Source organism: Caulobacter sp. LjRoot300 (assembly GCF_964253875.1).
Classification (GTDB): domain Bacteria; phylum Pseudomonadota; class Alphaproteobacteria; order Caulobacterales; family Caulobacteraceae; genus Caulobacter.
The window spans coordinates 999,694-1,021,586 of the sequence record NZ_CAXUSA020000001.1; the positions used below are offsets into that span (position 1 = coordinate 999,694).

The 21,893-nt window shown below is 71.0% G+C and carries 19 protein-coding genes; 8 read left to right on the forward strand and 11 right to left on the reverse strand.

Features of this window, described 5'->3' with window-relative positions; genetic code table 11:
* Positions 1-27: 27 nt before the first annotated feature.
* From ACSQ2G_RS04630 to ACSQ2G_RS04665, 8 genes are all read right to left on the reverse strand, one after another.
* Positions 28-1,596, reverse strand: a complete 1,569-nt coding sequence (locus tag ACSQ2G_RS04630) for a HAMP domain-containing sensor histidine kinase (protein WP_436028656.1) — start codon at positions 1,594-1,596, stop codon at positions 28-30.
* A complete protein-coding gene (locus ACSQ2G_RS04635) occupies positions 1,596-2,318 on the reverse strand; it encodes a response regulator transcription factor (protein WP_436028658.1) in 723 nt (240 codons plus the stop codon). Before ACSQ2G_RS04635 ends, ACSQ2G_RS04630 begins: the two co-directional genes overlap by 1 nt.
* Positions 2,319-2,588: 270 nt before the next feature.
* Positions 2,589-3,608 carry a helix-turn-helix domain-containing protein gene (locus tag ACSQ2G_RS04640; RefSeq protein WP_436028660.1) on the reverse strand — a complete coding sequence of 340 codons (1,020 nt, stop codon included), beginning with the start codon at positions 3,606-3,608 and terminating at the stop codon, positions 2,589-2,591.
* A 533-nt stretch (positions 3,609-4,141) separates the two neighbouring features.
* Positions 4,142-5,515, reverse strand: coding sequence for an HlyD family type I secretion periplasmic adaptor subunit (locus ACSQ2G_RS04645; protein ID WP_436028662.1), 1,374 nt, complete (start codon positions 5,513-5,515; stop codon positions 4,142-4,144).
* Entirely contained in the window at positions 5,512-7,317 is a 1,806-nt protein-coding gene (locus ACSQ2G_RS04650) for a type I secretion system permease/ATPase (protein WP_436028664.1), read from the reverse strand. The genes ACSQ2G_RS04645 and ACSQ2G_RS04650 overlap by 4 nt, the downstream gene beginning before the upstream one ends.
* A 140-nt stretch (positions 7,318-7,457) precedes the next feature.
* Complete coding sequence (locus ACSQ2G_RS04655) at positions 7,458-8,393, reverse strand: Gfo/Idh/MocA family protein (RefSeq protein WP_436028666.1); 936 nt, start codon at positions 8,391-8,393, stop codon at positions 7,458-7,460.
* Between the two features lie 346 nt (positions 8,394-8,739).
* On the reverse strand, positions 8,740-9,513 hold the full coding sequence (locus tag ACSQ2G_RS04660) for a DUF4019 domain-containing protein (protein WP_436028668.1): 774 nt from the start codon (positions 9,511-9,513) through the stop codon (positions 8,740-8,742).
* 6 nt (positions 9,514-9,519) lie between these two features.
* On the reverse strand, positions 9,520-11,775 hold the full coding sequence (locus ACSQ2G_RS04665) for a glycoside hydrolase family 3 N-terminal domain-containing protein (protein ID WP_436028940.1): 2,256 nt from the start codon (positions 11,773-11,775) through the stop codon (positions 9,520-9,522).
* Between the two features lie 180 nt (positions 11,776-11,955).
* Between ACSQ2G_RS04665 and ACSQ2G_RS04670 the strand changes: the two genes are divergently transcribed.
* Entirely contained in the window at positions 11,956-12,189 is a 234-nt protein-coding gene (locus ACSQ2G_RS04670; RefSeq protein ID WP_310081796.1) for a hypothetical protein, read from the forward strand.
* Between the two features lie 130 nt (positions 12,190-12,319).
* Here the strand turns inward: ACSQ2G_RS04670 and ACSQ2G_RS04675 are convergent, their stop codons facing one another.
* Positions 12,320-13,252, reverse strand: coding sequence for an oxygenase MpaB family protein (locus tag ACSQ2G_RS04675; RefSeq protein ID WP_436028670.1), 933 nt, complete (start codon positions 13,250-13,252; stop codon positions 12,320-12,322).
* 209 nt (positions 13,253-13,461) lie between these two features.
* Positions 13,462-15,054, reverse strand: a complete 1,593-nt coding sequence (locus ACSQ2G_RS04680) for a fatty acid--CoA ligase (RefSeq protein WP_436028672.1) — start codon at positions 15,052-15,054, stop codon at positions 13,462-13,464.
* A gap of 296 nt (positions 15,055-15,350) precedes the next feature.
* On the opposite strand from ACSQ2G_RS04680, the gene ACSQ2G_RS04685 reads away from it, so the two are divergent.
* The 7 genes from ACSQ2G_RS04685 (at position 15,351) to ACSQ2G_RS04715 (ending at position 21,260) form a co-directional block, all read left to right on the forward strand.
* Positions 15,351-17,084: a sensor histidine kinase gene (locus tag ACSQ2G_RS04685; RefSeq protein WP_436028674.1), complete on the forward strand. Its 1,734-nt coding sequence runs from the start codon at positions 15,351-15,353 to the stop codon at positions 17,082-17,084.
* Between the two features lie 373 nt (positions 17,085-17,457).
* Complete coding sequence (gene rutB / locus ACSQ2G_RS04690; protein WP_436028676.1) at positions 17,458-18,153, forward strand: pyrimidine utilization protein B; 696 nt, start codon at positions 17,458-17,460, stop codon at positions 18,151-18,153.
* Positions 18,154-18,296: 143 nt separating this feature from the next.
* Positions 18,297-18,686 carry a pyrimidine utilization protein C gene (rutC, locus tag ACSQ2G_RS04695; RefSeq protein WP_436028678.1) on the forward strand — a complete coding sequence of 130 codons (390 nt, stop codon included), beginning with the start codon at positions 18,297-18,299 and terminating at the stop codon, positions 18,684-18,686.
* Positions 18,686-19,495 carry a pyrimidine utilization protein D gene (gene rutD, locus ACSQ2G_RS04700; protein WP_436028680.1) on the forward strand — a complete coding sequence of 270 codons (810 nt, stop codon included), beginning with the start codon at positions 18,686-18,688 and terminating at the stop codon, positions 19,493-19,495. The genes rutC and rutD overlap by 1 nt, the downstream gene beginning before the upstream one ends.
* 156 nt (positions 19,496-19,651) lie before the next feature.
* Positions 19,652-20,716, forward strand: coding sequence for a pyrimidine utilization protein A (gene rutA, locus ACSQ2G_RS04705; RefSeq protein WP_436028682.1), 1,065 nt, complete (start codon positions 19,652-19,654; stop codon positions 20,714-20,716).
* A 48-nt stretch (positions 20,717-20,764) separates the two neighbouring features.
* Complete coding sequence (locus ACSQ2G_RS04710) at positions 20,765-20,944, forward strand: CopG family transcriptional regulator (RefSeq protein ID WP_436028684.1); 180 nt, start codon at positions 20,765-20,767, stop codon at positions 20,942-20,944.
* 10 nt (positions 20,945-20,954) lie between these two features.
* On the forward strand, positions 20,955-21,260 hold the full coding sequence (locus ACSQ2G_RS04715) for a type II toxin-antitoxin system RelE/ParE family toxin (RefSeq protein ID WP_436028686.1): 306 nt from the start codon (positions 20,955-20,957) through the stop codon (positions 21,258-21,260).
* On the opposite strand, the gene ACSQ2G_RS04720 is transcribed toward ACSQ2G_RS04715, so the two are convergent.
* Entirely contained in the window at positions 21,257-21,763 is a 507-nt protein-coding gene (locus ACSQ2G_RS04720; RefSeq protein ID WP_436028688.1) for an FKBP-type peptidyl-prolyl cis-trans isomerase, read from the reverse strand. The genes ACSQ2G_RS04715 and ACSQ2G_RS04720 overlap by 4 nt on opposite strands.
* Between the last annotated feature and the right edge of the window lie 130 nt (positions 21,764-21,893).

Here is a 21,893-nt window from a genome sequence, read left to right on the forward strand (position 1 = left end):
TTCCGAGTGGTAGTTTAACTAGCCCCTTCACCCCCGCACCAGCCCCACCTCGAACACCGCCCCCGCCTCGCCCTCGACCAGCGAAATCCGCCCCGAACTCGCCGCCAGCAGCGACCGCGCGATCGACAGGCCCAGCCCCGTCCCGCCGGTCTCCCGCCGGCTGGTGAAGAACGGTTCGAACAGGCGGTCGCGGTCGGCGGCCGGGACGCCGGGGCCGTCGTCCGACACCCGCAGCACCACCTCGTCGCCGACCGCCGCGGCGGCGATCCGCACCGTCCGCGCGCCGGCCTGGCGGCTGTTCTCGACCAGGGTGGTCAGTACGGTCTCGACCGTCGCCTCGGGGGCGGCGATCAGGGGCAGGCCGTCGGGCAGGTCCAGGACCACGGCGATGTCGCGGCCCTGGGCGTCGGCCACCCGTCGCGCGGCCGGAGCCAGCTGCGACGCCACCCCCGCCTGCGGCATGGCCATGTCGGCCCGCGCCAGGTCCATCAGTCGGCCGACCAGCTGCGACAGGCGGGCGCTGTCCGCCGAGATGTTGCCGAGGAACCGGCGACGCTCGTCCGGGGTCATGGTGTCGAAGTGGTCGTCCAACAGCTCGACCGCGCCGGTGATCCCGGCCAGCGGCGTCTTGAACTCGTGGCTGACGGCGGCGGCGAAGTCGCGCAGGTAGCGCGAGCGCACGGCGATGGCGTCGGCCATCACCCGGAAGTCCTGGTAGAGGTCGCGGATCTCCAGGGCGGCGGTGGCGGGGGTGTCCGGCACGCTGCCCTGGCCGGTCGCCACGCTACGGGTGGCGGCGCTCAGCGCCTCGATCGGCCGGGTCACGCCGCGCGACACCAGGCCCGACAGCAGCACCAGCAGCAGGATGGTCGCCGCCGCCCCGACCAGCAGCTTGCCCCGGTCCTGGTAGACGCCGCGGAACAGCGCCCGGGGCGAGCGCGACAGCAACAGCGCCCCCACGACCTGGCCGTTGACCACCACCGGCCGGGCGTGGTGCAGGCGCACGGCCGAGGCGCGGCTGAGCCACTCGAACGAATAGCGCGGATGATAGGCCCCGTTGCGGCGCAGGACCGTGCGCGAGCGGCCCTGCAGCGCCGCCTGGATCTCCGGCAGGGCCGCCAGGCTGCCGCCCTGCCCCAGGCCGCGCACGACGACGCCGTGGCGGTCGACGATCAGGATCGAGGCCAGGGTGCTGCGGCTGGTCTGGTCGAAGATCGGCTCCAGCACCTCGGCGGCCGCCTCGGCCTGCGGGTCGGCCCTGGCGCCGGGGACCGAGGCCGGCCGCTCGGGCAGCAGGGGCGAGCTGCGCAGGTCGACGCTGGTCGATTCCGGACGGTAGTAGCCGGGGTCGTCGCGGGCGTCGGGATCGGCCGGCGTCAGGTCGCGCACCGCCCCCGGCCACAGATTGGCCGCCGCCGAGGCCAGGGCCGCGCCCTGCGAGGTCAGTTCGGCCTCGGTCTGGCGCACCAGGGTGTTCTCGTAGGTGCGCAGGAACACCGCCCCGATAGCCGGCATGGCGGCGGCGAACAGCAGCACGGTCAGCAGGATGGTCCGCAGGCGCAGGGCCGGCCACCAGCGCCGCAGCCAGGCTTCCATCAGGCGACGGCGCCTTGGCAGGCTCCCAGCCGATAGCCGATCCCCGCCCGCGTCTCGATCACGTCGTGCCCGCCGACGCCGGCGAACTTGGCCCGCAGGTTGCGCACGTGGCTGTCGATCGTGCGGTCGGTCACCGCGAAGCCGGGACCGCGCAGGCGGTCGATGATGGCGTCGCGGCTGAACACCTTGGTCGGGGTGGCCGCCAGGGTGCGCAGGATCGTGAACTCGGTGACGGTCAGCGACACCTCGACGCCGGCCCCCATCTCGATCCATTGCGCGCTCCAGGCCTCGGGGTCCAGGCTCAGCCGGCCGCGGAGGATGCGGCCGTCGGCCGGGGCGGCCTCGGCGCCCTTGCCGCCGCCGGCCCGGCGCAGGATGGCCTGGACGCGAGCCACCACCTCGCGCGGGCTGAACGGCTTGACCACGTAGTCGTCGGCCCCCAGCTCGATGCCCAGCACCCGGTCGATTTCGTCGTCGCGCGAGCTGAGGAACAGGATCGGCAGGTCGCCCTGGGCCCGCAGCCGGCGGCAGACCTCCAGCCCGTCCAGGCGCGGCATGTTGATGTCCAGCACCACCAGATCGGGGGCGCGTTCCGCGACCGAGGCCAGGGCCGCCTCGCCGTCGGCCGCCTCGCGGGTCTGCAAGCCCACCTTGGCCAGGGCGAACACCAGGAGCTGGCGGATATGGGGATCGTCGTCGACGACCAGGATCGTGCGCTGCATGGGCCCATGTTCCGTGCTCCGCGTGCGGGGTCAACGGACTCGACGCGGCGGTCCGGCGCGTTTGCCGTGCAGATTCGGTGCAGGGGAGCACGCGAACCCTCTCCCATGGGGAGAGGGAGGGGCCCATGCGGAGCATGGGAGGGTGAGGGGGTAAAACGTCGACCGGCGCGCCGGCAGAGCGTTCGCGTGAAAATGGAGAGGGTGTAACCCCTCTCCCTCCCACGACTTCGTCGCGGGCCCCTCCCTCTCCCTCTGGGAGAGGGTGCAAGCTCACACTCCCGTCGCCGCCTCGGTCCACTTGGCGAAGGGGGTGTCGGGCTCCTCGGCCAGGCTGGGCTGCAGCGAGCGCAGGTCGCTGGGGCGCATGTTGAACGCCTTGCGGAAGCTGCGGCTGAAATGGGCCTCGCTGCTGAAGCCGCACTGGAAGGCGATCTCGCTGATCCGCCGGGCCCGCTTGGGGTCCAGCAGCGCCGCGCGGGCCAGGTGCAGGCGGCGCTCCCAGATATAGGCCGTCACCCCACCCAGGGGCTCGAACAGGCGATAGAGCGTCGAGCGCGACACGCCCAGCGACTCGCTGATCCGGGCCGGGTTGAGGCTGGGCTCCAGCAGGTTGTGCTCGACATAGGCCCGGGCCCGCGCCAGCACCGGCGACTCGCGCACGCCGAAATCGGCCCGTCCCGCCTCCATGGCCAGGCAGGCGCCCAGCAGCGCGATGGTGGCGCGGGTGATGCCCGGCAGGGTCTCGGGCAGCAGCCGCGGGAACCAGCGGGTGACCGAGGTCAGGTGCTCGATCAGCAGGCCGGCGCGATTGGCGTCCAGCACCATGCCGTGCAGCGCGATGTCGGGGGCCACGGCCTCGACGTCGGCGCGCGGCAGGAAGGTCGTCAGCACCTTGACCGTCGTGCTGTGCATCAGCATCGGCCGCGACAGGTCGCAGATCCCCACCTCGCCCGGACCGAACGCGAACGGCACGCCGTCGAAGTCGCCGGTATGCGAGCCGGCGATGTTGAACTGCACGATGTAGTGGTCGAGGCCGTCGGCGGCGATCATCTCCGGCGTGCGGAACATGGTCTGGCCGCCGGTCTCGGTGACGTAGAAGGCGTGCGGCCCCAGGCGCAGCGCGGTGATGTTGGCGGTAAAGCCCGGTTCCGGATCGCGCGCGTCCAGCGCGGTCAGCACTTCCCGGCGGTAGTGGTCGTGCCGCTGGTCGGGCGGAACGCTCCGAGTGCTGAAATTCGTCCGCCCCAGCCGAAACAGCGTTTCGGCGGGCGGGTCCAAAGGATCATTCATGTGGCCTCCCCCAAGGCACAATCACGCATTGACCATATTCGCCAATGCGGGCGTTCGTCGCACCGCGCGGGGCGCCATGCGAGAGCGGCGTTTTCCTTTGAGACAAGGGATCAAGAAAATGGAACCGGCATGTAAGGCGCGCGGCGCGCAAAGCCTTACAGGTGACGGCTGCTTCGGACGAACGCCGGTCGGCGATCGGCGCGGCCGCGACCCGGCCGACCGAGGCTCGGGCGCAAGGCCATCGGCTTGGAGAACGACGCACCGCGAGACCTTGGGGGAGGTCGCGCGACCAGCGTCGCCCACGTCCCGAGGGGGACTAAAACTAAAGGCGGGCCTTGGGGAGGTCCGCCTTTTTTATGGTTCTTGCGAAGGGTACAAATTCGTTGTCATCCCGGAAAGCGCGCAGCACGTGTCCGGGACCCAGGGCGGCTGCACGGCCTTGGCCCAGTCCCCTGGATCCCGGACAGCCTCTGCGAGGCTTCCTGGATGACAACGAAAAGTGAAGCGTCGCGCCGCGCTATGCCCGCGCCCCTTTAGTGCTCGCGTCCCATCCGCCAGAAGGTCTGGAACATCGGCTCGACCAGATAGGCCAGGGCCGAGCGCTTGCGCAGCGGGATCAGCACCTCGACCGGCAGGCCGGCCTGCAGGCCCGACTGGGCGCCGCGGATCTTGCGGATCTTCTCCAGCTCCTCGGGCGGCGCGGCGACCTCGGCGCGGAAGTACTGCACCCCGGTCTTCTCGTCGGTGAAGCTGTCGGCCGACAGCTCGGTCAGGGTGCCGTTCAGCAGCGGCAGGTCGCGCTCGTGCAGCGAGGTGAAGCGGATCTGGGTCTTCTGGCCGGGCTTGAGGTCGTCGGCGTCGTTGGGCGAGACCTTGGCCTGGATCACCAGCCGGCGGTCCTGGGGCACGACCTCCATCAGGGTCTGGCCGGGCGCCACCACCCCGCCCACCGTGAAGACGTTGAGCCCCACCACCTTGCCGCCGGACGGGGCGCGGACCGTGGCCCGGGCCAGCTGCTCGCGGGCGGCCAGCACCTTGGGCTGCAGGTCGTCGAGCCGCACCTGCACGTCGCGCAGCTGGCCGGAGACCTCCTCCATCATCTGGCGCTCCAGCGACAGGGTCTGCAGCTTGGTCTCGCCGATCTGCTCGGCCGAGCGGGCGATCTGGGCGCGATAGGCGCCGTCCTCGCCGGTCAGGGAGGCGGCGCTGCGTTGCAAGGCCAGCACCCGGGTCTTGGGCGCGAAGCCCTTGGCGGCCAAGTCCTGCACGCCTTGCAGCTCTTCCTCGATCAGCTTCTGCTGCTCGCGGTTGGCGTCCAGCTGGCGCTCGGCGCCGCTGCTTTGCTGGCTCAGTTGCAGGACGCGCTGGTTGAGCACCCCGCGCTGGGTCTGCAGCGAGCTGCGGCGGGCCTGGAACTGCTGGCGCTGCAGGCGCAGGGCGTCGTCGGCCAGGGGCTTGTCCTCGGGCGCCAGGTCGGCGAACTCCGGCGGCGCGGCGATGGTCGGCAGGCGGTCGCGCTCGGCGACCAGCCGGGCGCGCTGGGCCAGCAGGGTCAGGACCTCGCCGGTCATGCCCCGCTCGCTGGCCCGCAGTTCCGAGGCCGACAGCTCCACCAGGATCTGGCCCTTGACCACGCTCTGGCCCTCGACCACCCGGATGGCGGTGACCACCCCGCCCTCGCGGCTCTGCACCGCCTGGCGGTTGCCCGCCACGGCGATCACCCCGTGGGCGTAGGCCCCGGCGTCCAGCGGGGCCAGCGCCGCCCAGCCCAGGAAGCCGACGAAGAACAGGCCCGCCACCCCGGCGCCGATGCGGATGAAGCGGACCGGATCGTCCGACAGGCGGGGCGGGATCTTGGCGGCGGCCTCGCCGGCGGTTCCGGAGGCCTGGAAAGTCGTGTCGGTCATGGTTTGGCGACCTGAAGCGGAGTGACGGTCGAGCCGGACTGGGAAGCGGTCTTGGGGACCGGTTGGGCGGCCGGTTGAACGCCGGGCTGGACCCCGGCCTGGGCGGCGGCGGCCATCTTGGCCACCACCTCGGTCCGCGGACCGACCAGTTCGACCTGGCCCTCGCGCAGCACCAGCAGGCGGTCGGCGATGTTGAGGATGCCGGTGCGGTGGGCGACGATCAGGATCGCCGCGCCCCGCGCCTTGGCGGACAGGATGGCGCTGTTCAGGGCCATCTCGCCGTCGGCGTCGAGCGCCGAGTTGGGTTCGTCCAGGACCAGCAGCGGCGGCTGGCCGTACAGCGCCCGGGCCAGGGCCACGCGCTGGGCCTGGCCGGCCGACAGCCCGCGTCCGCCCGCGCCCAGCGTGGTGTCATAGCCCTTGGGCAGGCGCAGGATCAGCTCGTGCACCCCCGCCGCCTGGGCCGCGGCCACCACCTCGGCGTCGACGATCGCCGGGTCGCCCCCGGACCAGATCTCGAAGCGCGAGATGTTGTCCTTGATCGAGCCGGCCAGCAGGCCCGAGTCCTGCGGCACGTAGCCGATGTAGCGGCCCAGCCGGTCGCCGTCCCAGTCGGCCAGGTTGGCGCCGTCCAGACGCACCGTGCCGAGCTCGGGGGTCACCGCCCCGGCCGCGACCCGCGCCAGGGTGGTCTTGCCCGCGCCGCTGGGACCGATGACGCCCAGGACTTCGCCCGGGGTCAGCTTCAGGCTGACGCCGCGCAGCAGCACCGGGCCCTCGCCGGGCGCCCGCACCGCCACCTGCTCCAGGGCCAGGGCCCCGGTCGGGGCCGGCAGCTGGGTGCCCGACACTTCCAGGCCCCGGCCGGGCGGGAACAGCTTGATCAGGTTGTTCAGCGCGCCGCGCGCCTGGCCGACCACGGCCCAGGAGCCGACCAGCTGCTCGATCGGCTGCAGGGCGCGGCTCATCAGCACCGAGGCGGCGATGATCGCCCCCGCCGAGATCTGCTTGTCGACCGCCAGCCAGGCGCCCAGGCCCAGGGCCGCCGACTGCAGGAACATGCGGGTGAACTTGGTGGCCGCCGAATAGCCGCCGCCGGTGAACTGAGCCTTGGCCGACAGGTCCAGGCCCGCCCGGCGGTCGGCCAGCTGGCGCTCGCGCAGGGCGCCGCGCATGCCCAGGGCGCGCACTACCTCGCCGTTGGCGGCGGCCGCTTCCTGCGAGGCGTAGGCCTGGGACTGGGCGACGAAGGCTTCGCGGGCCCGCGTGCGGGTGGCCCGCTCGTTGAGCACCGCCAGCGCCACCAGCACCGCGCCGCCGACGATGGTCATCGCCCCCAGCGCCGGATGGATCATGAAGGCGACCAGCACGTAGATCGGCGTCCACGGGATGTCGAAGGCGGCCACGGCCACCGGGCCCGACAAGGCCTGGCGCACGATGTCGAACTCGCGCATGCCCTGGGCCGAGGCCCCGGGCGCCATGGCGCTCATCAGCTTCTGCAGGATGCCGCCGGCCAGCAGCCGATCCAGGCGCAGCCCGGCCAGGGTCAGCAGGCGCGAGCGCACCGACTCCAGCGCCGTCTGGGTGCCCAGGGCGAAGGCCACCACCAGGGTTAGGTACAGCAGGGTCAGCCGGCCCTCGGTCGGCACGACCCGGTCATAGACCTGCATCATGTAGATGGTCGGGGCCAGCAGCAGGATGTTGATCAGGGCGCTGAACACGGCCGCGGCCATCAGGTGCGGCCGGCACGCGCGCAGGGCGGCGACCAGCGGCGGCGGCAACGGGGCGTCGAGGAATTTCACGAGTCTCTCCACGGGCGCGGAGAGTTTCCCGCCAGCGCGGTCGCCGCGCGCGGGTCCCACACCCCTTCGGGCCGTACCTAACGTCGCGTCCGGGATTTATGCAAGACGGTCGTTACGTCGCAGGGGGGGGCGGTCGGGGCCTACTCGACGAAGGCGGGCGCCGCGACCCGCCGGCCCAGCAGGAAGGCGTCGGCCACGTGGCGCAGCGGCGTCACGTCGACGTCGGACTGGCCGGCGGCGATCAGCTCGGCGAAGCGGGCGTAGAGGCCCGGATACTCGGCCTCGGGCTGTTCGTGGACCAGGGCGCCGTCGATCCACAGCCGGGCCCCGCCGTGCGACAGGCGCAGGGCGCCGCCGTCGGTGTCGACCTCGATGTCCCAGCTCTGCGGACCGGTCTGCAGGAAGTCGAATTCGGCGGTGACCGGCACGCCCAAGGTGTCGACGAAGGCCAGCTCGGCCTGGATCGGCGACTGGCGGTTCTCGGGCACGTGCAGGGTCGCTTCGGTCAGGAAGAACGGGCGCGGCAGCACGGCGGTGGCGATCGACAGGGCGTTGATCCCGGGGTCGAACACCCCCAGGCCGCCCGGCTCCCAGATCCAGTCCTGGCCCGGGTGCCAGACCCGGACGTCCTCGCGCCAGTTGATCCGGGCGGCGGTGATCGTCCGGCCCTCCAGCCAGGCCCGGGCCGGGGCGACGGCGGGGGCATGGCGCGAATGCCAGGTGGCCTGCAGGGTGACGCCCTGGGCTTCGGCGACCTGGCGCAGGTCCTCGACCTCGCTCAGGGTCGCGCCGGGCGGCTTTTCCAGCATCACGTGCTTGCCGGCCTCCAGCGCCTGGCGCGCCAGGCCATGGCGCACCTGGGGCGGGGTGCACAGGGCCACGGCGTCGAAGGCTACGCCGCTGGCCAGCAGGTCGTCGAACGTGTGGAAGCTGGGCAGGCCGGGCTGCTCGGCGTGGCGGCTGACCACCGCGACCAAGGCGAACCGCGGATCGGCGGCCATGGCCGGCAAGTGCTGGTCGCGGGCGATCTTGCCCAGGCCGATCAGGGCCACGCGGACGGGTGTGGCGGCGGTCATGGGGCCTCGCGACTCTGGAAACGCTATTTGTAGGATAAATGCTCGGCCGCGCTTGGGATGTCAAACACCATCGGATTCCCTCTCTCTTGGAGAGAGGGAGGGGCCCGCCGCGAAGCGGTGGGAGGGTGAGAGGTTATAATCTTTCCGAACAAGGCGCGGCGTTCGGGCGCCTTTCCACCGCCATGAGCGAGGTCAGCCACGCGATCAACTTCTCGGGCAGAACGCAGGCGGAACGAGTGGGGATTTGCTGGCAAGGGTGAAACCTCTCACCCTCCCACCGCCTGTCGGCGGCGGGCCCCTCCCTCTCTCTTAGAGAGAGGGAATCTCCCCCTTCGCCCATCAGCCGTCAGCGGATGAAATAGCCGTTCACCTTCCAGCCGGCGGTTTCGTGGGTCAGCACGACCGTCTCGACGGCGTCGGGCTTGTTGGCGAAGACCGTGGCGAACTGCACGATCTTGTACTCGCCGTCGGGAACGCCGGGCAGCGAACTGGCGCTCGATATGCTTTTCAGCGAACGCGAGGATACCGCGCCGAGTTTTTGTCGAAGGGGTTGGACCGTCGCGGTCCAGTCGGCCTGGGTGACTTTCGACCTGAACACGCTGCCCGACGACGCCCAGCTCTCGGCCCAACGCTGCCCGTCCAGCAGCTTGGCCCAGGCCTCGGCCGAGGCCGTGCTCGCCTGGTCGGACGCGCTTGAAGGCGCCGAAAGCGCGACCGGCGGCGTCACCTTTCCATCGCCCTGCAACGCCATCGCTATCGCGGCCGCGGCTACTATCGCCAACATGATCGCCAATCCTCCTGAGAGCCACGCGGTCCAGTGACCGACGCGTCGACGCCTGGTCGACGCCCCGGGTTCTCCACCTCGCGCCGTCGCGGCGCCCCCCCCCAATTCCATGTCCCCCAAGAAATTTGGGCTCTGCGCCTCCATCTGGGCCAGCAGCCGCGCGGCGGCCCGGCTGCTGCCGACGCCCAGCTTTCGGCGCGCCTCGCGAAGGCGCTCATTCACCGTGTGGACCGAGAGACCCAGCGCCACGGCGATCGACTTGGCGTCATGTCCCTTGAGGAGAAGCCGCAACGTCTCCTTCTCGCGTTCGCTGAGCGTTTGGGAAGGCTCATGCATCTTTCCCTAGGCCCCCAGCAGCTCGAAACTCGCCGTCAGGCCGTCGACCGCGCTGTTGGCCACCCACAGGTCGAACATCCCCGGCTCGGCGATCCAGCGGTCGTTGTCGCCGACGAACATCAGCGAGCCGCGCTCGAGGCTGAAGCGGACGTCGCGCTTCTCGCCCGGCTTCAGCGCCACCCGCAGGAACCGCTTGAGCTCGCGCACCGGCCGCGTGCGGCTGGCCACCCGGTCGCGGACATAGAGCTGGACCACGTGCTCGCCGGCGACCTTGCCGGTGTTGGCGACATTGACCGTGATCGACAGCTTGTCGTTCCAGGCCAGGCGGGTGGTCGACAGCCGCACGTCGCTGAGCGCGAAGCTGGTGTAGGACAGGCCGTGGCCGAACGGGTACAGCGCCTCGTTGCGGGTGGTGCGCCAGCGGGCCTTGTACTCCTGGCTGTCGTCGGCCTGGGGCGCGGGGCGGCCGGTGGTCCGGTGGTTGTAGGCGTAGGGCTCCTGGCCGCTCTCGTGCGGGAAGCTGACCGGCAGGCGGGCCGACGGATTGACCTTGCCGAACAGCACGTCGGCCACCGCGTGGCCGGTCTCGGTGCCCAGGAACCAGGTGGCCAGCACGGCCGGGGCGGCCTTGACCGCGCCCTCCAGCACCAGGGCCCGGCCATGGCGCAGCAGCACCACCGTCGGCTTGCCGGCCGCCGCCACCAGCTCGGCCAGTTGCTGCTGCGCCCGGGGCAGGCCGATCTCTGTGCGCGACTGGGCCTCGCCCGACATATTCTGGCCCTCGCCCACCGCCAGCAGCACGATGTCGGCGGCCCGCGCGGCGGCGACGGCCTGGTCGTAGCCGCCGGGGATGGCGTTCTCGACGTCGCAGCCCCGGGCGATGGTCAGCTGCGAGGGGTCGGCCATCGCCTCGCGGATCCCGGTCGCCAGGTCGACGCCCAGGCTCTTGTCGCCGAAGAAGGCCCAGGGCCCCAGGATGTTGTCGCGGTCCTCGCCGAACGGTCCGATCAGGGCGAGCTTGCGCCCCCGGACCGGCAAGGGCAGCAGGCCGCCGTCGTTCCTCAGCAGCACGATCGACCGCGCGCCGGCCTCGCGCGACAGCGCCCGCATGGCCGGGGTGGCGGTGTTGGCCGCCTGGGCCTTGGGGTCGATCGAGCGGAACGGCCGGTCGAACAGGCCCAGGGTCTCCTTCAGGCTCAGCACCCGGCGCACGGCGTTGTCGACGGCGGCCATCGGAACCAGCCCCTGGGCGACCAGTTCGGGCAGGTAGCGGCTGTAGAGGCCGCTCTGCATGCTGATGTCGACCCCGGCCAGGATCGCCAGCCGCGCGGCGTCCTTGTCGTCGGCGGCGTAGCCGTGGGCCACCAGCTCCTGGTCGGCGGTGTAGTCGGAGATGACCACGCCCTTGAAGTTCCACTCGCCGCGCAGGATGTCGGTCAGCAGATGCCGGTTGGCCGTGGCCGGCACGCCGTTGATGTCGTTGAACGCCGACATCACCGCCAGGCAGCCGGCGTCGAAGGCGGCCTTGAACGGCGGCAGGTGCACCTCGCGCAGGGTCTCCTCGGAGATGTCGACCGTATTGTAATCCAGCCCCGCCGACACCGCGCCATAGGCGGCGAAGTGCTTGGCGGTCGACAGCAGGCTGTCGGGCGCCCTCAGGTCGGGGCCCTGGAAGCCGCGCACCCGGGCCTGGGCCATCACCTCGCCCAGGAACACGTCCTCGCCCGAGCCTTCCGCGCCCCGGCCCCAGCGCTGGTCGCGGGCCACGTCGACCATCGGCGCGAAGGTCCAGTGGTTGCCATGGGACGAGGCCTCGACCGCCGCCGCCCGCGCCGTGCGCTCGGCCAGGCCGGGGTCGAAGCTGGCGGATTCGGCCAGGGGGATCGGGTAGATGGTCTTGAAGCCGTGGATCACGTCGGCGGCGAACAGCAGCGGGATGCGCAGGCGCGACTGCTCGACGGCGGCGGTCTGGGCCAGCAGCGCCCCCTCGACCCCGACGCCGTTCACCAGCGCGCCGACCCGCCCGGCGCGGATGTCGGCCAGGATCTGCTGGGTGTTGCGCTGGTTGACCAGCGGGTTGATGTCGCCGACCGGCGGCCGGATCATGTCGGAATAGCACGACAGCTGGCCAGCCTTCTCCTCGATGGTCATCCGGGCGATCAGGGCCTCGACCCGCGGCGAGGCCGCGCGGGCCGCTCCCGCCCCGGTCAGGGCGTACCCCGCCAGGCCCGTCGCGCCGGCCAGGACCGCCCGCCGGTCCATGCCCTGCCGCTCGGGCCCCTGCCGCTCGGGCCCCTGCCGCTCGGGCCCCTGTCGCCCGCCACCCGTCGCCATGAAGCCTCCCCGCACTGGAATCGCCGCAACCTCGCCAGAAACGCCGCCAGGTGCAATGGTGCGTTATCTGAGGGGCGAACCCATGCCTTCAACCTTGGAGAAGCTCTCATGACCACCCGCTGGCGCATCGATGTCCGTCTCGGCGACGCTCCGCCGGAAGCGCCGCTTCGCAGCATGATGGTCGAGGCCCCGACCGAGGTCGAGGCCCTGCGGATCGTCCTGGCCCAGGCCGAGCAGGACAAGGCCGACGCCGAGGAACTGCTGCAGGACGGCCAGGAGGAGGTGTTCTCCCGCACCGAGGTGCGTCAGGGGCACGTGGAGCACCAGGGGCAGACGGATTGATGCAGCGTTTTCACCCTCTCCCAAAGGGAGAGGGCGGGGCCCGCCGCGAAGCGGTGGGAGGGTGAGGGGTTACGCCCTTACCGCTTTATCGCCAACGCCCTGCCGGCGCGCCGTCAGGCGCAGAACCCCCTCACCCTCCCAAGCTTCGCTTGGGCCCCTCCCTCTCCCCATGGGAGAGGGTCTTGTAAAGATAGTCCTCCGCCAACCCCATCCGCAGGCACGCCTCCACCGCCGGCGTCCCCTGGAGCGGCAGGCGGTCGGCCGCGGCGCCGGCCAGCTTGACCAACCGGCCCTCGATCGCCCCCAGGTCCCACTCCCGGCTCAGCCCGACCACCGCCCGCACCTTCGCCGGCGTGATCGCCACCGCCGCCCGGATCAGCGTTCCCTGCAGGCCGCGCAGCGGGGCCGGCAGGATCGCGGTCTTGCGCATCAGGCCCAGGAACTCCTGGACGATCCCGTGCCGCTCCAGCTTCGGCAGCATGGCCGCCAGGTGCGCCTCCCATTCGGCCACCGAGGCCGGCGCCCCGACCGCCCCGTACAGCGCCGCGACCGGCGCGGCCTCGGCGTAGAAGCGGTCGCGGTCGGCGGCGCTCAGCGGCCGGACATAGGCGTGGTAGGCCTCCAGGAAGCCGAAGCTGGCCGTGGCCTGCACCCAGTCCAGCAGTTCCACGTCGCTGGCGCGGTAGGCCGTCCCGGCCGGGGTGTCGCCGGCCACCCGGTCGTGCATCCCCCGCACGCCGGCGATCATCGCCTCGGCCGTCGAGCGCGCGCCATAGACCGTGATCATCGCCGCCAGGCCGGTGCGCTTCAGGCGCGGCAGCGGATCGCTCCGAAAGCTGGAATGCTCCCAGACGCCGGTACGCACGCGCGGCTCGGCCAGCTCCAGGATCACGGCGGCCACCCCGCCGACGAATAGCGACACCGGGTTCTTGAACACCCGCCACGACACCGAGTCCGGCGCGACCAGGGCCGGCTCGCCGGCGGGCCGGCGGAAGTCGACACGCGGAGCCCCCTCGGGCTGGTAGAGGCCCTGGATGAGACCCGCGATGCGACCGCTCGCCATATACCCGCCTCCTTATGGCCAGGGACCAGATCCCGTTGTCATCCCGGAAGCCTCGCAGAGGCTGTCCGGGACCCAGGGGACTGGGCTGGGGCGGTGCGGCGGTCCTGGATCCCGGACAAGCGCTGCGCCCGCCCGCCGTCTGGCGGGCCGCTCGCGCGACCCGAGGCCGGGATGACAACGGTTGAGGCGGCGGGGCGTCCAGCCGCCATTCAGTTCACCCGCCGGCTCTTGCCCGCCCAGTACGGCTCGCGCAGCTCGCGCCGCAGGATCTTGCCCGAGGCGTTGCGCGGCAGGGCTCCGACGAAGTCGATGGTCTTGGGGGCCTTGAAGCCGGCGATGCGGCCCTTGGCGAAGGCGATGATGTCGGCCGGGTCCTCGGGCGCGCCGGGCTTGAGCGCCACCACCGCCTTGACCGCCTCGCCCCAGACGTCGTCGGGCACGCCGATCACCGCCACCTCGGCCACGTGCGGATGGCCGTAGACCGCGCTCTCGACCTCGGCCGGATAGATGTTCTCGCCGCCCGAGATGATCATGTCCTTCACCCGGTCGTGGATGAACAGGTAGCCGTCGGCGTCGAGATAGCCGGCGTCGCCGGTCCGCAGCCAGCCGTCGGCGTCGATGGCCAGGGCGGTCGCCTCGGGCAGCTTCCAATAGCCGGCCATGTTGGCGGGCGAGCGCACCGCCACCTCGCCGACCTCGCCCGGCGGCAGGACCTGGCCGTCCTCGCCGACCACCTTCAGCTCGGCCCCGGGCATCGGCAGGCCGGCCGAGCGCATGCGGGCGTTGCCGGCCGGGTCGTGGTCCCGCGGCGGCAGATAGACCACCGTGCCGGTCGTCTCGGTCATGCCGTACTGCTGGACGAAGCCGCAGCCGAACACCTCGATGCACTCGCGCAGCAGGTCCAGCGGGATGGGCGCGGCGCCATAGAGGATGTGGGTCAGGCGGCTGTAGTCGACCTGGCGGGCGCGGGGCTGGCGCACGACGATCTGCAGGGCGGCGGGGACCATGAACATCTTGGAGACCCGGTCCTTCTCGATGAAGTCCAGCACCTTGGTCGGGTCGAACTCGCGGGCCACCACGCCCTTGGCGCCGTTGATCAGCCCCACCACGCCCCAGCCCGTGCCGCCGATGTGGGCCACCGGCATGGCCACCAGGCTGACGTCGTCCGGCCCCCAGCGGTTCCAGTCCATGTCGGCCTGGGCCGCCAGCCGGCGCGTCTTCAGGATGTTGGAATGGGTCAGCATCGCGCCCTTGGGCCGGCCCGTCGTGCCCGAGGTGTAGAGCTGGACGGCGATGTCGGCCGGGGTGATCGCCGCGTCCGGCGGCTCGCACGCCGCGGCGTCCCGCCAGGCCTCGAACACTGGATGCCCGTAGTCGTTGGCCTCCATGGCGACGACGACCGGATGGTCCAGCATCAGCACGGCCACGTCGCGGACATGGGCCAGCAGCTCGGGGCCGACGAACACCATGCGGGCCTCGGCGTCGCCCAGGATGTAGGCGATCTCGCGCGGGGCCAGGCGCCAGCCGATCGGGGCCAGCACGACGCCGGCCTTGGCCGCCCCGAACAGCAGCTCGAAATAATGATCGCTGTTCTTGCCGACATAGGCGATGCGGTCGCCCTTGACCAAGCCCTCGGCCAGCAGGGCGTTGGCGACCTGGTCGGTGTGGCGGTCGAACTGGGCGAAGCTGGTCGCGCGGCCCTCGAACACCAGGGCCGTCGCCTCGGGCCGGACCTGGTGGTGATAGCGGGCGACGTCGCCCAGGGTCTTCATGCGATCGAAATCGACGGCGGGTCCGGACATGGTGGGCGGGCCTCCTCGCGCGGTCCGAGGCGATCTGCGTCGCCTTCGGGTTGAACCGCCGCCAGCATGGGGCCCATTCCCGGCGCGCGGCTAGGGAAAAACGCGGCGCGGCGTGGGGTTTCGTCAGGTCTTGGGTCCCAGGCGCCGGGCGTTGGCCGAGGCGGCGGCGTGGAAGAGGCTTTCGCTCCGCCGTGCGGAATAGGGCCGCCGACCTCGTCGCATCGCCCGCCGGCCCTCTGTCTGTTAACCGCTTGACCCCGCCCGGCGACCGCCGTCTCTTGAGCCCAGCCCGCAGGATGAGCCCGTTCGCCTTGCCAGACCTGGTCGCCCCCGGCCCCGCGTCGCCTCCGCCCTCGCCCGCCGCCGGCACGGTGCGGCGGCGCCTGCTGCTGATGGCGCTCAGCCTGGTGGTGCCGGCCGTGCTGTTCATGGTGCTGCTGGCCCGCGCCGAGTTCGGCGAGAGCCGGGCCCGCTACGAGCGGCAGCTGATCGCCACCACGCGGGCCCTGGTGCTGGCCACCGACCGACAGATCGGCCAGGGCCAGAGCGTCCTGCAGGCCCTGGCGGTGTCGCCGGCCCTGATCTCCGGCGACCTTCCCGCCTTCGAGCGCCAGGCCCGGGCCGCCGTGCAGGGCGACGGCGGCTGGATCGTGCTGATCGACGGCGACCGGCAACTGGTCGACACCCGCCTGCCCCCCGGCGCCCCGCCGCCCCGGGCCCGCCTGCCGGACGACCGCTGGCGGACCATCCGCGAGGGCCGCACCTCGGTCTCGAACCTGATCGTGCGCAAGGACGACAGCGGCCCGGCCCCGGCCTTTGTGTCGATCGACATGCCGGTGATCGTCGACGGCCAGCTGCGCGACCTGGCCTATGTCCAGACGCCCGAGGCCTTCGCGACCCTCTTCGCCAGCCAGAACATCCCGCCCAGCTGGACAGCCAGCATCGTCGACCGCAACGCCTCGGTGGTGGCCCGCTCCAAGGACCTGAAGCGCTTCCTGGGCCACAAGGTCAGCGGCGAGATGCGCCAGGCCATGGCCCGGGGCAACGAGGGCGTGTCGCTGAGCCATACGCTGGACGGCACCCCCACCCTCTCGGCCTTCAGCCGCTCGCCCGCCAGCGGCTGGGCCTTCATCGTCGGGGTGCCGCGCACCGAACTCAGCCGGGCCAACTGGTCGTCGGTGGGCGGGCTGACCCTGGCCAGCCTGGTGTTGCTGATCATCGGCGCGGCGGTGGCCCTGGCGGTGTCGCGGGAGATCTCGGCGGCCGTGCGCGGCCTGGGGGCCGACGCCAAGGCGGTGGCGGCCGGCGGCGAGATCGCCGTGGTCCCGGACCGCTTCCAGGAGATCGCCGAGGTGCGCGCGGCCCTGCACGACGCCTCCGTCCAGCTGCGGGCCCGCGAGGCCGAGGAACTGCGCGCCCACCAGCGCCAGCAGCTGATGATCAACGAGCTGAACCACCGGGTGAAGAACACCCTGTTCACGGTGCAGTCCCTGGCCCGCCAGAGCCTGGGCCGCCCCGACGACACGCCGGGCCTGCACGCCTTCAACGAGCGCATCATGGCCCTGGCCCGGGCCCACGACCTGCTGACCCGCAGCGTCTGGGAGGGCGCCGACCTCCAGGAGATCCTGGAGGAGACGCTCGAGCCCTATCTGGACCGGACGATCCTGGCCGGCCCGCCGGTGGCCCTGACGCCCAACGCGGCCCTGGCCCTGTCGATGGTGTTCCACGAGCTGGGCACCAATGCGGGCAAGTACGGCGCCCTGTCTCTGCCCGAGGGCGTCGTGACGGTGGTCTGGCACGTGGACCCGGCCGCGCGCCACCGCCTGACCCTGCACTGGGAGGAGCGCGGCGGGCCCACCGTGTCGCCGCCCGCCCGCAAGGGGTTCGGCTCGCGCCTGATCGCCGCCACCCTGAAGTCCGACCTGGCCGGCGAGGCCCGGATCGACTACCGGCCCAGCGGCCTGGTCTGCGTCCTGACCCTGTCGCTGCGCCGGCCGGACGAGGAGGAAGCCGAAGGGCGGGACGCCTAGGGTCAGCCAGGTCGAACTCGCCTCCCTAGACGTTCGTCATTCCGGGCCTTGTGCCCGGAACCCCTGGTTCAGCCTACGCGTGAAGCGCCTTGGCGCGCTGGCGCGCCACACATCCGCACCTGCGGCGGACGAAGGGGTTCCGGGCACAAGGCCCGGAATGACGGCGGAAAGGGCGGAGCTCGGCGCCGAAGCCGGCGGGCAGCCCCTCAAACCAGGCGACATTTAGTAAGTCGTTTCTGAATTAGCTCAAGACTTAGGCGCCCGCCGAGGCAATTGCGGTTCGCCGCTCATCGATCGATTGCGCCCGGCTTCGCGATGGTCTTACCTGCGTCGCTCACCCCGTGGGGAAGGTCCCCGCGCAAGGATTGGGCCCATGACCACACCCGACGCCCTGATGCTGCCGGCCCGGCCCGAGCCGATCGCCCTGCCGGTCGACAAGACCGCGGTGATCGTCATCGACATGCAGAACGCCTACGCCTCGCCCGGCGGCTATCTGGACCTGGCCGGCTTCGACATCAGCGGCGCGGCGGCGGTGATCGACAAGATCAAGGGCGTGCTGGAGGTGGCGCGCGGGGCCGGCATGCCGGTGATCTATTTCCAGAACGGCTGGGACAGCGACTATGTCGAGGCCGGCGGCCCCGGCTCGCCCAACTGGCACAAGTCCAACGCCCTGAAGACCATGCGCGCCCGGCCCGAGCTGCAGGGCAAGCTGCTGGCCCGCGGCGGCTGGGACTACGAACTGGTCGACGCGCTCAAGCCCCAGCCGGGCGACATCCAGCTGCACAAGACCCGCTACAGCGGCTTCTTCAACAGCCAGCTGGACAGCGTGCTGCGCTCGCGCGGCGTGCGCCACCTGGTGTTCGTCGGCATCGCCACCAATGTCTGCGTGGAGTCGACCCTGCGCGACGGCTTCTTCCTGGAATATTTCGGCACCGTGCTTGAGGACGCCACCCACCAGGCCGGCCCGGAGTTCGTGCAGCAGGCGGCGCTCTACAACATCGAGAAGTTCTTCGGCTGGGTCTCGACTACGGCCGACTTCAAGGGGGCGGTGGGGCAGCGGGAGGTCTAGAAACTCCAAACCGTTGTCATCCCGGAAGCCTCGCAGAGGCTGTCCGGGACCCAGGGGACTGGGCTGATGCGGTGCGGTTCACCTGGATCCCGGACAAGCGCTGCGCGCTTTCCGGGATGACAACTGGAAATCGGAGAAACCACATGCCCAAGACCGTCATCATCCCGCCCGGCACGGGCACGCCCATCGCCCCGTTCTCGCCCGGAACCCTGGCCGACGGGATCGTCTATGTCTCGGGCACCCTGGCCTTCGACAAGGACAACAACGTCGCCTTCCCGGAGGACGCCGAGGCCCAGACCCGCCAGGTGCTGGAGACGATCAAGTCGGTGATCGAGACCGCCGGCGGCACGATGGACGACGTGACCATGAACCACATCTTCCTGACCGACTGGTCCAACTACCAGACCATCAACAAGGTCTATGCCGAGTACTTCCCCGGCGACAAGCCGGCCCGCTACTGCATCCAGTGCGGCCTGGTGAAGCCCGGCTTCGTGGTCGAGATCGCCAGCGTCGCCCACATCGGCAAGAAATGATGCAGTCCGGGACCGTCGACGGCCTGTACTACGAGGTCCACGGCGGCCCGGCGGCGGATCGCGCCACGGTGATCCTGTCGGCCGGCCTGGGCGGTTCCGGGGCCTTCTGGGCGCCGCAGATGGAGGCGCTGCTGAGCCGCTTCCGCGTGGTGCTGTACGACCATCGCGGCACGGGGCGCAGCGTGCGCGCGCTGCCCGCCGGGCCTTACAGCGTCGCCGCCATGGCCGACGACATCGTCAAGGTGATGGACGCCCTGGGCCTGGACCGCGCCCACCTGGTGGGCCACGCGGCGGGCGGCAACGCCGGCCTGGCCCTGGCGCTGGCCCATCCCGACCGCATCGGCCGGCTGGTGGTGGTCAACGGCTGGTCGCGGCCCGATCCGCACATCAAGCGCTGCTTCGACACCCGCCTGGCCCTGCTGAACAACACCGGCATCGCCGCCTATGTGCACGCCCAGCCGCTGTTCCTGTACCCGGCCGACTGGCTGAGCGCCAACCACGCCCGCCTGGAAGCCGAGGAGGTCCACCACATCCACGGCTTCCCGGACCCCGACGTCATGCGGGCCCGCATCCAGGCCCTGCTGGCCTTCGACATCGACGCCGACCTGGAGCGCATCGCCTGCCCAGTGCTGGTCAGCGCCAGCGCCGACGACATGCTGGTCCCCCTGGCCTGCTCGCGCCGCCTGGCCGAGCGCCTGCCCAACGCCGTGCTCGACGTCGCGCCCTGGGGCGGCCACGGCTTCACGGTGACCGCGGCGGAGGCGTTCAATGCGAGCGTCGTCCGCTTCCTGAGCGGGGCCACGGCATGACCATCCAACCCACACCTGTCATCCCGGACGAAGCGCGCAGCGCGAAGATCCGGGACCGACGCGTGAGCGCAGACGCTTGCGGCGGTCCCGGATCGGCGGCCCCTTGGGCCTTGTCCGGGATGACAGCCGCTTTGCGAATTTAAGAGGGGAAGAAAAATGGAAATCGGCGTCTTCATTCCGATCGGCAACAACGGCTGGCTGATCTCCGAGGCGGCCCCGCAGTACATGCCGTCGTTCGCGCTGAACAAGGAGATCGTCCAGAAGGCCGAGAAATACGGCTTCGACTTCGCGCTCTCGATGATCAAGCTGCGCGGGTTCGGCGGCAAGACCCAGTTCTGGGAGCACAATCTCGAGAGCTTCACCCTGATGGCCGGCCTGGCCGCCGTGACCGAGAAGATCAAGATCTTCGCCACCGCCGCCACCCTGACCATCCCGCCGGCCATAGTCGCCCGCATGGCCTCGACCATCGACTCGATCGCCCCCGGCCGGTTCGGCATCAACCTGGTCACCGGCTGGCAGAAGGCCGAATACGACCAGATGGGCCTGTGGCCGGGCGAGGGTCACTATACCGACCGCTACAACTACCTGGCCGAATACGCGACCGTGCTGCGCGAACTGCTGGAGACGGGGGTCAGCGACTTCAAGGGCAAGTACTTCCAGATGACCGACTGCCGGGTCAGCCCGCATCCCGAGGACACCAAGCTGATCTGCGCCGGCTCGTCCAACGAGGGCCTGGCCTTCACGGCCCAGTACGCCGACTACAGCTTCGCCCTGGGCAAGGGCACCAACACCCCGACCGCGTTCGGCGGCGTCAACGACCGGCTGAAGGCCGCCGCCGACAAGACCGGCCGCGACGTGGCCTCCTACATCCTGTTCATGATCATCGCCGACGAGACCGACGAGGCGGCGATGGCCAAGTGGCAGGCCTACCGGGCCGGCGCCGACCAGGAGGCCCTGGCCTGGCTGACCAACCAGGCCGCCCCCAACGCCGCCGCCGGCTCGACCACCAACACCGCCCAGCTGGCGGCGCCGGAATCGGCGGTCAATCTCAACATGGGCACGCTGGTGGGCTCGTACGAGAACGTGGCGCGAATGCTGGACGAGGTCGCCGCCGTCGACGGCACGGCCGGCGTGCTGCTGGTGTTCGACGACTTCGTGGCGGGCGTGGAGAACTTCGGCACCAGGATCCAGCCGCTGATGGCGTCGCGGGCGGGGGTTTAGGGAGAGACGCCCTGCCCCTTCTGTCGCCATTATGGTAGGCTTTTAGGCATGAAGCCGGAGCCGTCCATCTTCGACGAGGTTGATATCGACGCCGACAAGGCGGCCGATGCCGAAGGCGTGGCCGATCTCGACGCGGGCCGAGTGATCCAGCACGACGCCATGAAGGCCTGGCTGCTGTCGCTGGGGACGGCCGACGAGCTTTTGCCGCCCCAGCCCGCCACGTCTTGATCTGGCGTCCATGGCGATGACCGAGGACGGCGGCCGCACCTATCGGGTTGTCTGGTCGGTTCGTTCGCGGCGAGACGTCGAAGGCATCCATGCCTACATCGCGCAGGTCGCGCCCCTGGCAGCGCGAAGGTTCGTGTCACGTCTGATCGCGACGGCGGAGAGCCTGGACGATCAGCCTCTTCGCGGACGGATCGTCCATGGCGAGGTTCGCGAAATCGTGGCCGTGCGGCCCTATGTCATCCGCTATCGGGTCAAGGTGCGCGCCGTGCAGATCATTCGGATCAAGCACGGCGCGCAAGAACCCGACGAGACCTAATCCACCGCCAGCATGCCGATCAGCTGCAGCCGGAACACCAGCACGCTGTTGGCCGGGATCGGGCCGGCGGCGCGTTCGCCATAGGCCAGGCTGGCCGGGATCCACAGGGTCCATTCGTCGCCGACATGCATCATCGGCAGCGCCTCCAGCCAGCCCGGGATCAGGCCCTCGGCCGGCATGATCGCCGCCTGGCCGCGCTGGAACGAGCTGTCGAACACCGTGCCGTCCAGCAGCTTGCCCTCGTAGTGCACCTTGACGATGTCGCCGACCTTGGGCGACGGGCCGGTCTTCGGACCCGAGGTGGTGATCTTGTACTGCAGGCCCGAGGCCGTGGTGACCACGCCGGGTGCCTTGGCGTTCTTGGCCAGGAAGGCCTGGCCCTCGGCCAGGGTCTTGGACGTGTCGACGGCGGCCCCCAGCTGGGGCGGAGCGGACGCTTCCTGGGCCAGGACCGGGCTCGAGAGCAGGGAAAGGCCCAGGGCCAGACCGGCGATACGGTTCATCGGAAACTCACGCTACCTTGAGGGAGGAGAAACGGCCGTCGCTCTCGCGAACTTGAAAGCCAAGCCTGAAGCCCGGGTTGTTTTCCACGGAACCTCGACGGCTTCAAGATCGGTTCTCATGGGACCCAGC

Coding starts and splice junctions, on each gene's coding strand:
- ACSQ2G_RS04685 (WP_436028674.1), top strand. CDS start 15,351: ATGAGCCCGTTCGCCTTGCCAGACCTGGTCGCCCCCGGCCCCGCGTCG.
- ACSQ2G_RS04670 (WP_310081796.1), top strand. CDS start 11,956: ATGACCACCCGCTGGCGCATCGATGTCCGTCTCGGCGACGCTCCGCCG.
- rutD (WP_436028680.1), top strand. CDS start 18,686: ATGCAGTCCGGGACCGTCGACGGCCTGTACTACGAGGTCCACGGCGGC.
- rutA (WP_436028682.1), top strand. CDS start 19,652: ATGGAAATCGGCGTCTTCATTCCGATCGGCAACAACGGCTGGCTGATC.
- ACSQ2G_RS04715 (WP_436028686.1), top strand. CDS start 20,955: ATGGCGATGACCGAGGACGGCGGCCGCACCTATCGGGTTGTCTGGTCG.
- ACSQ2G_RS04630 (WP_436028656.1), bottom strand. CDS start 1,596: ATGGAAGCCTGGCTGCGGCGCTGGTGGCCGGCCCTGCGCCTGCGGACC.
- ACSQ2G_RS04680 (WP_436028672.1), bottom strand. CDS start 15,054: ATGTCCGGACCCGCCGTCGATTTCGATCGCATGAAGACCCTGGGCGAC.
- ACSQ2G_RS04710 (WP_436028684.1), top strand. CDS start 20,765: ATGAAGCCGGAGCCGTCCATCTTCGACGAGGTTGATATCGACGCCGAC.
- ACSQ2G_RS04640 (WP_436028660.1), bottom strand. CDS start 3,608: ATGAATGATCCTTTGGACCCGCCCGCCGAAACGCTGTTTCGGCTGGGG.
- ACSQ2G_RS04665 (WP_436028940.1), bottom strand. CDS start 11,775: ATGGACCGGCGGGCGGTCCTGGCCGGCGCGACGGGCCTGGCGGGGTAC.
- ACSQ2G_RS04635 (WP_436028658.1), bottom strand. CDS start 2,318: ATGCAGCGCACGATCCTGGTCGTCGACGACGATCCCCATATCCGCCAG.
- ACSQ2G_RS04645 (WP_436028662.1), bottom strand. CDS start 5,515: ATGACCGACACGACTTTCCAGGCCTCCGGAACCGCCGGCGAGGCCGCC.
- rutB (WP_436028676.1), top strand. CDS start 17,458: ATGACCACACCCGACGCCCTGATGCTGCCGGCCCGGCCCGAGCCGATC.
- rutC (WP_436028678.1), top strand. CDS start 18,297: ATGCCCAAGACCGTCATCATCCCGCCCGGCACGGGCACGCCCATCGCC.
- ACSQ2G_RS04660 (WP_436028668.1), bottom strand. CDS start 9,513: ATGCATGAGCCTTCCCAAACGCTCAGCGAACGCGAGAAGGAGACGTTG.
- ACSQ2G_RS04720 (WP_436028688.1), bottom strand. CDS start 21,763: ATGAACCGTATCGCCGGTCTGGCCCTGGGCCTTTCCCTGCTCTCGAGC.
- ACSQ2G_RS04675 (WP_436028670.1), bottom strand. CDS start 13,252: ATGGCGAGCGGTCGCATCGCGGGTCTCATCCAGGGCCTCTACCAGCCC.
- ACSQ2G_RS04655 (WP_436028666.1), bottom strand. CDS start 8,393: ATGACCGCCGCCACACCCGTCCGCGTGGCCCTGATCGGCCTGGGCAAG.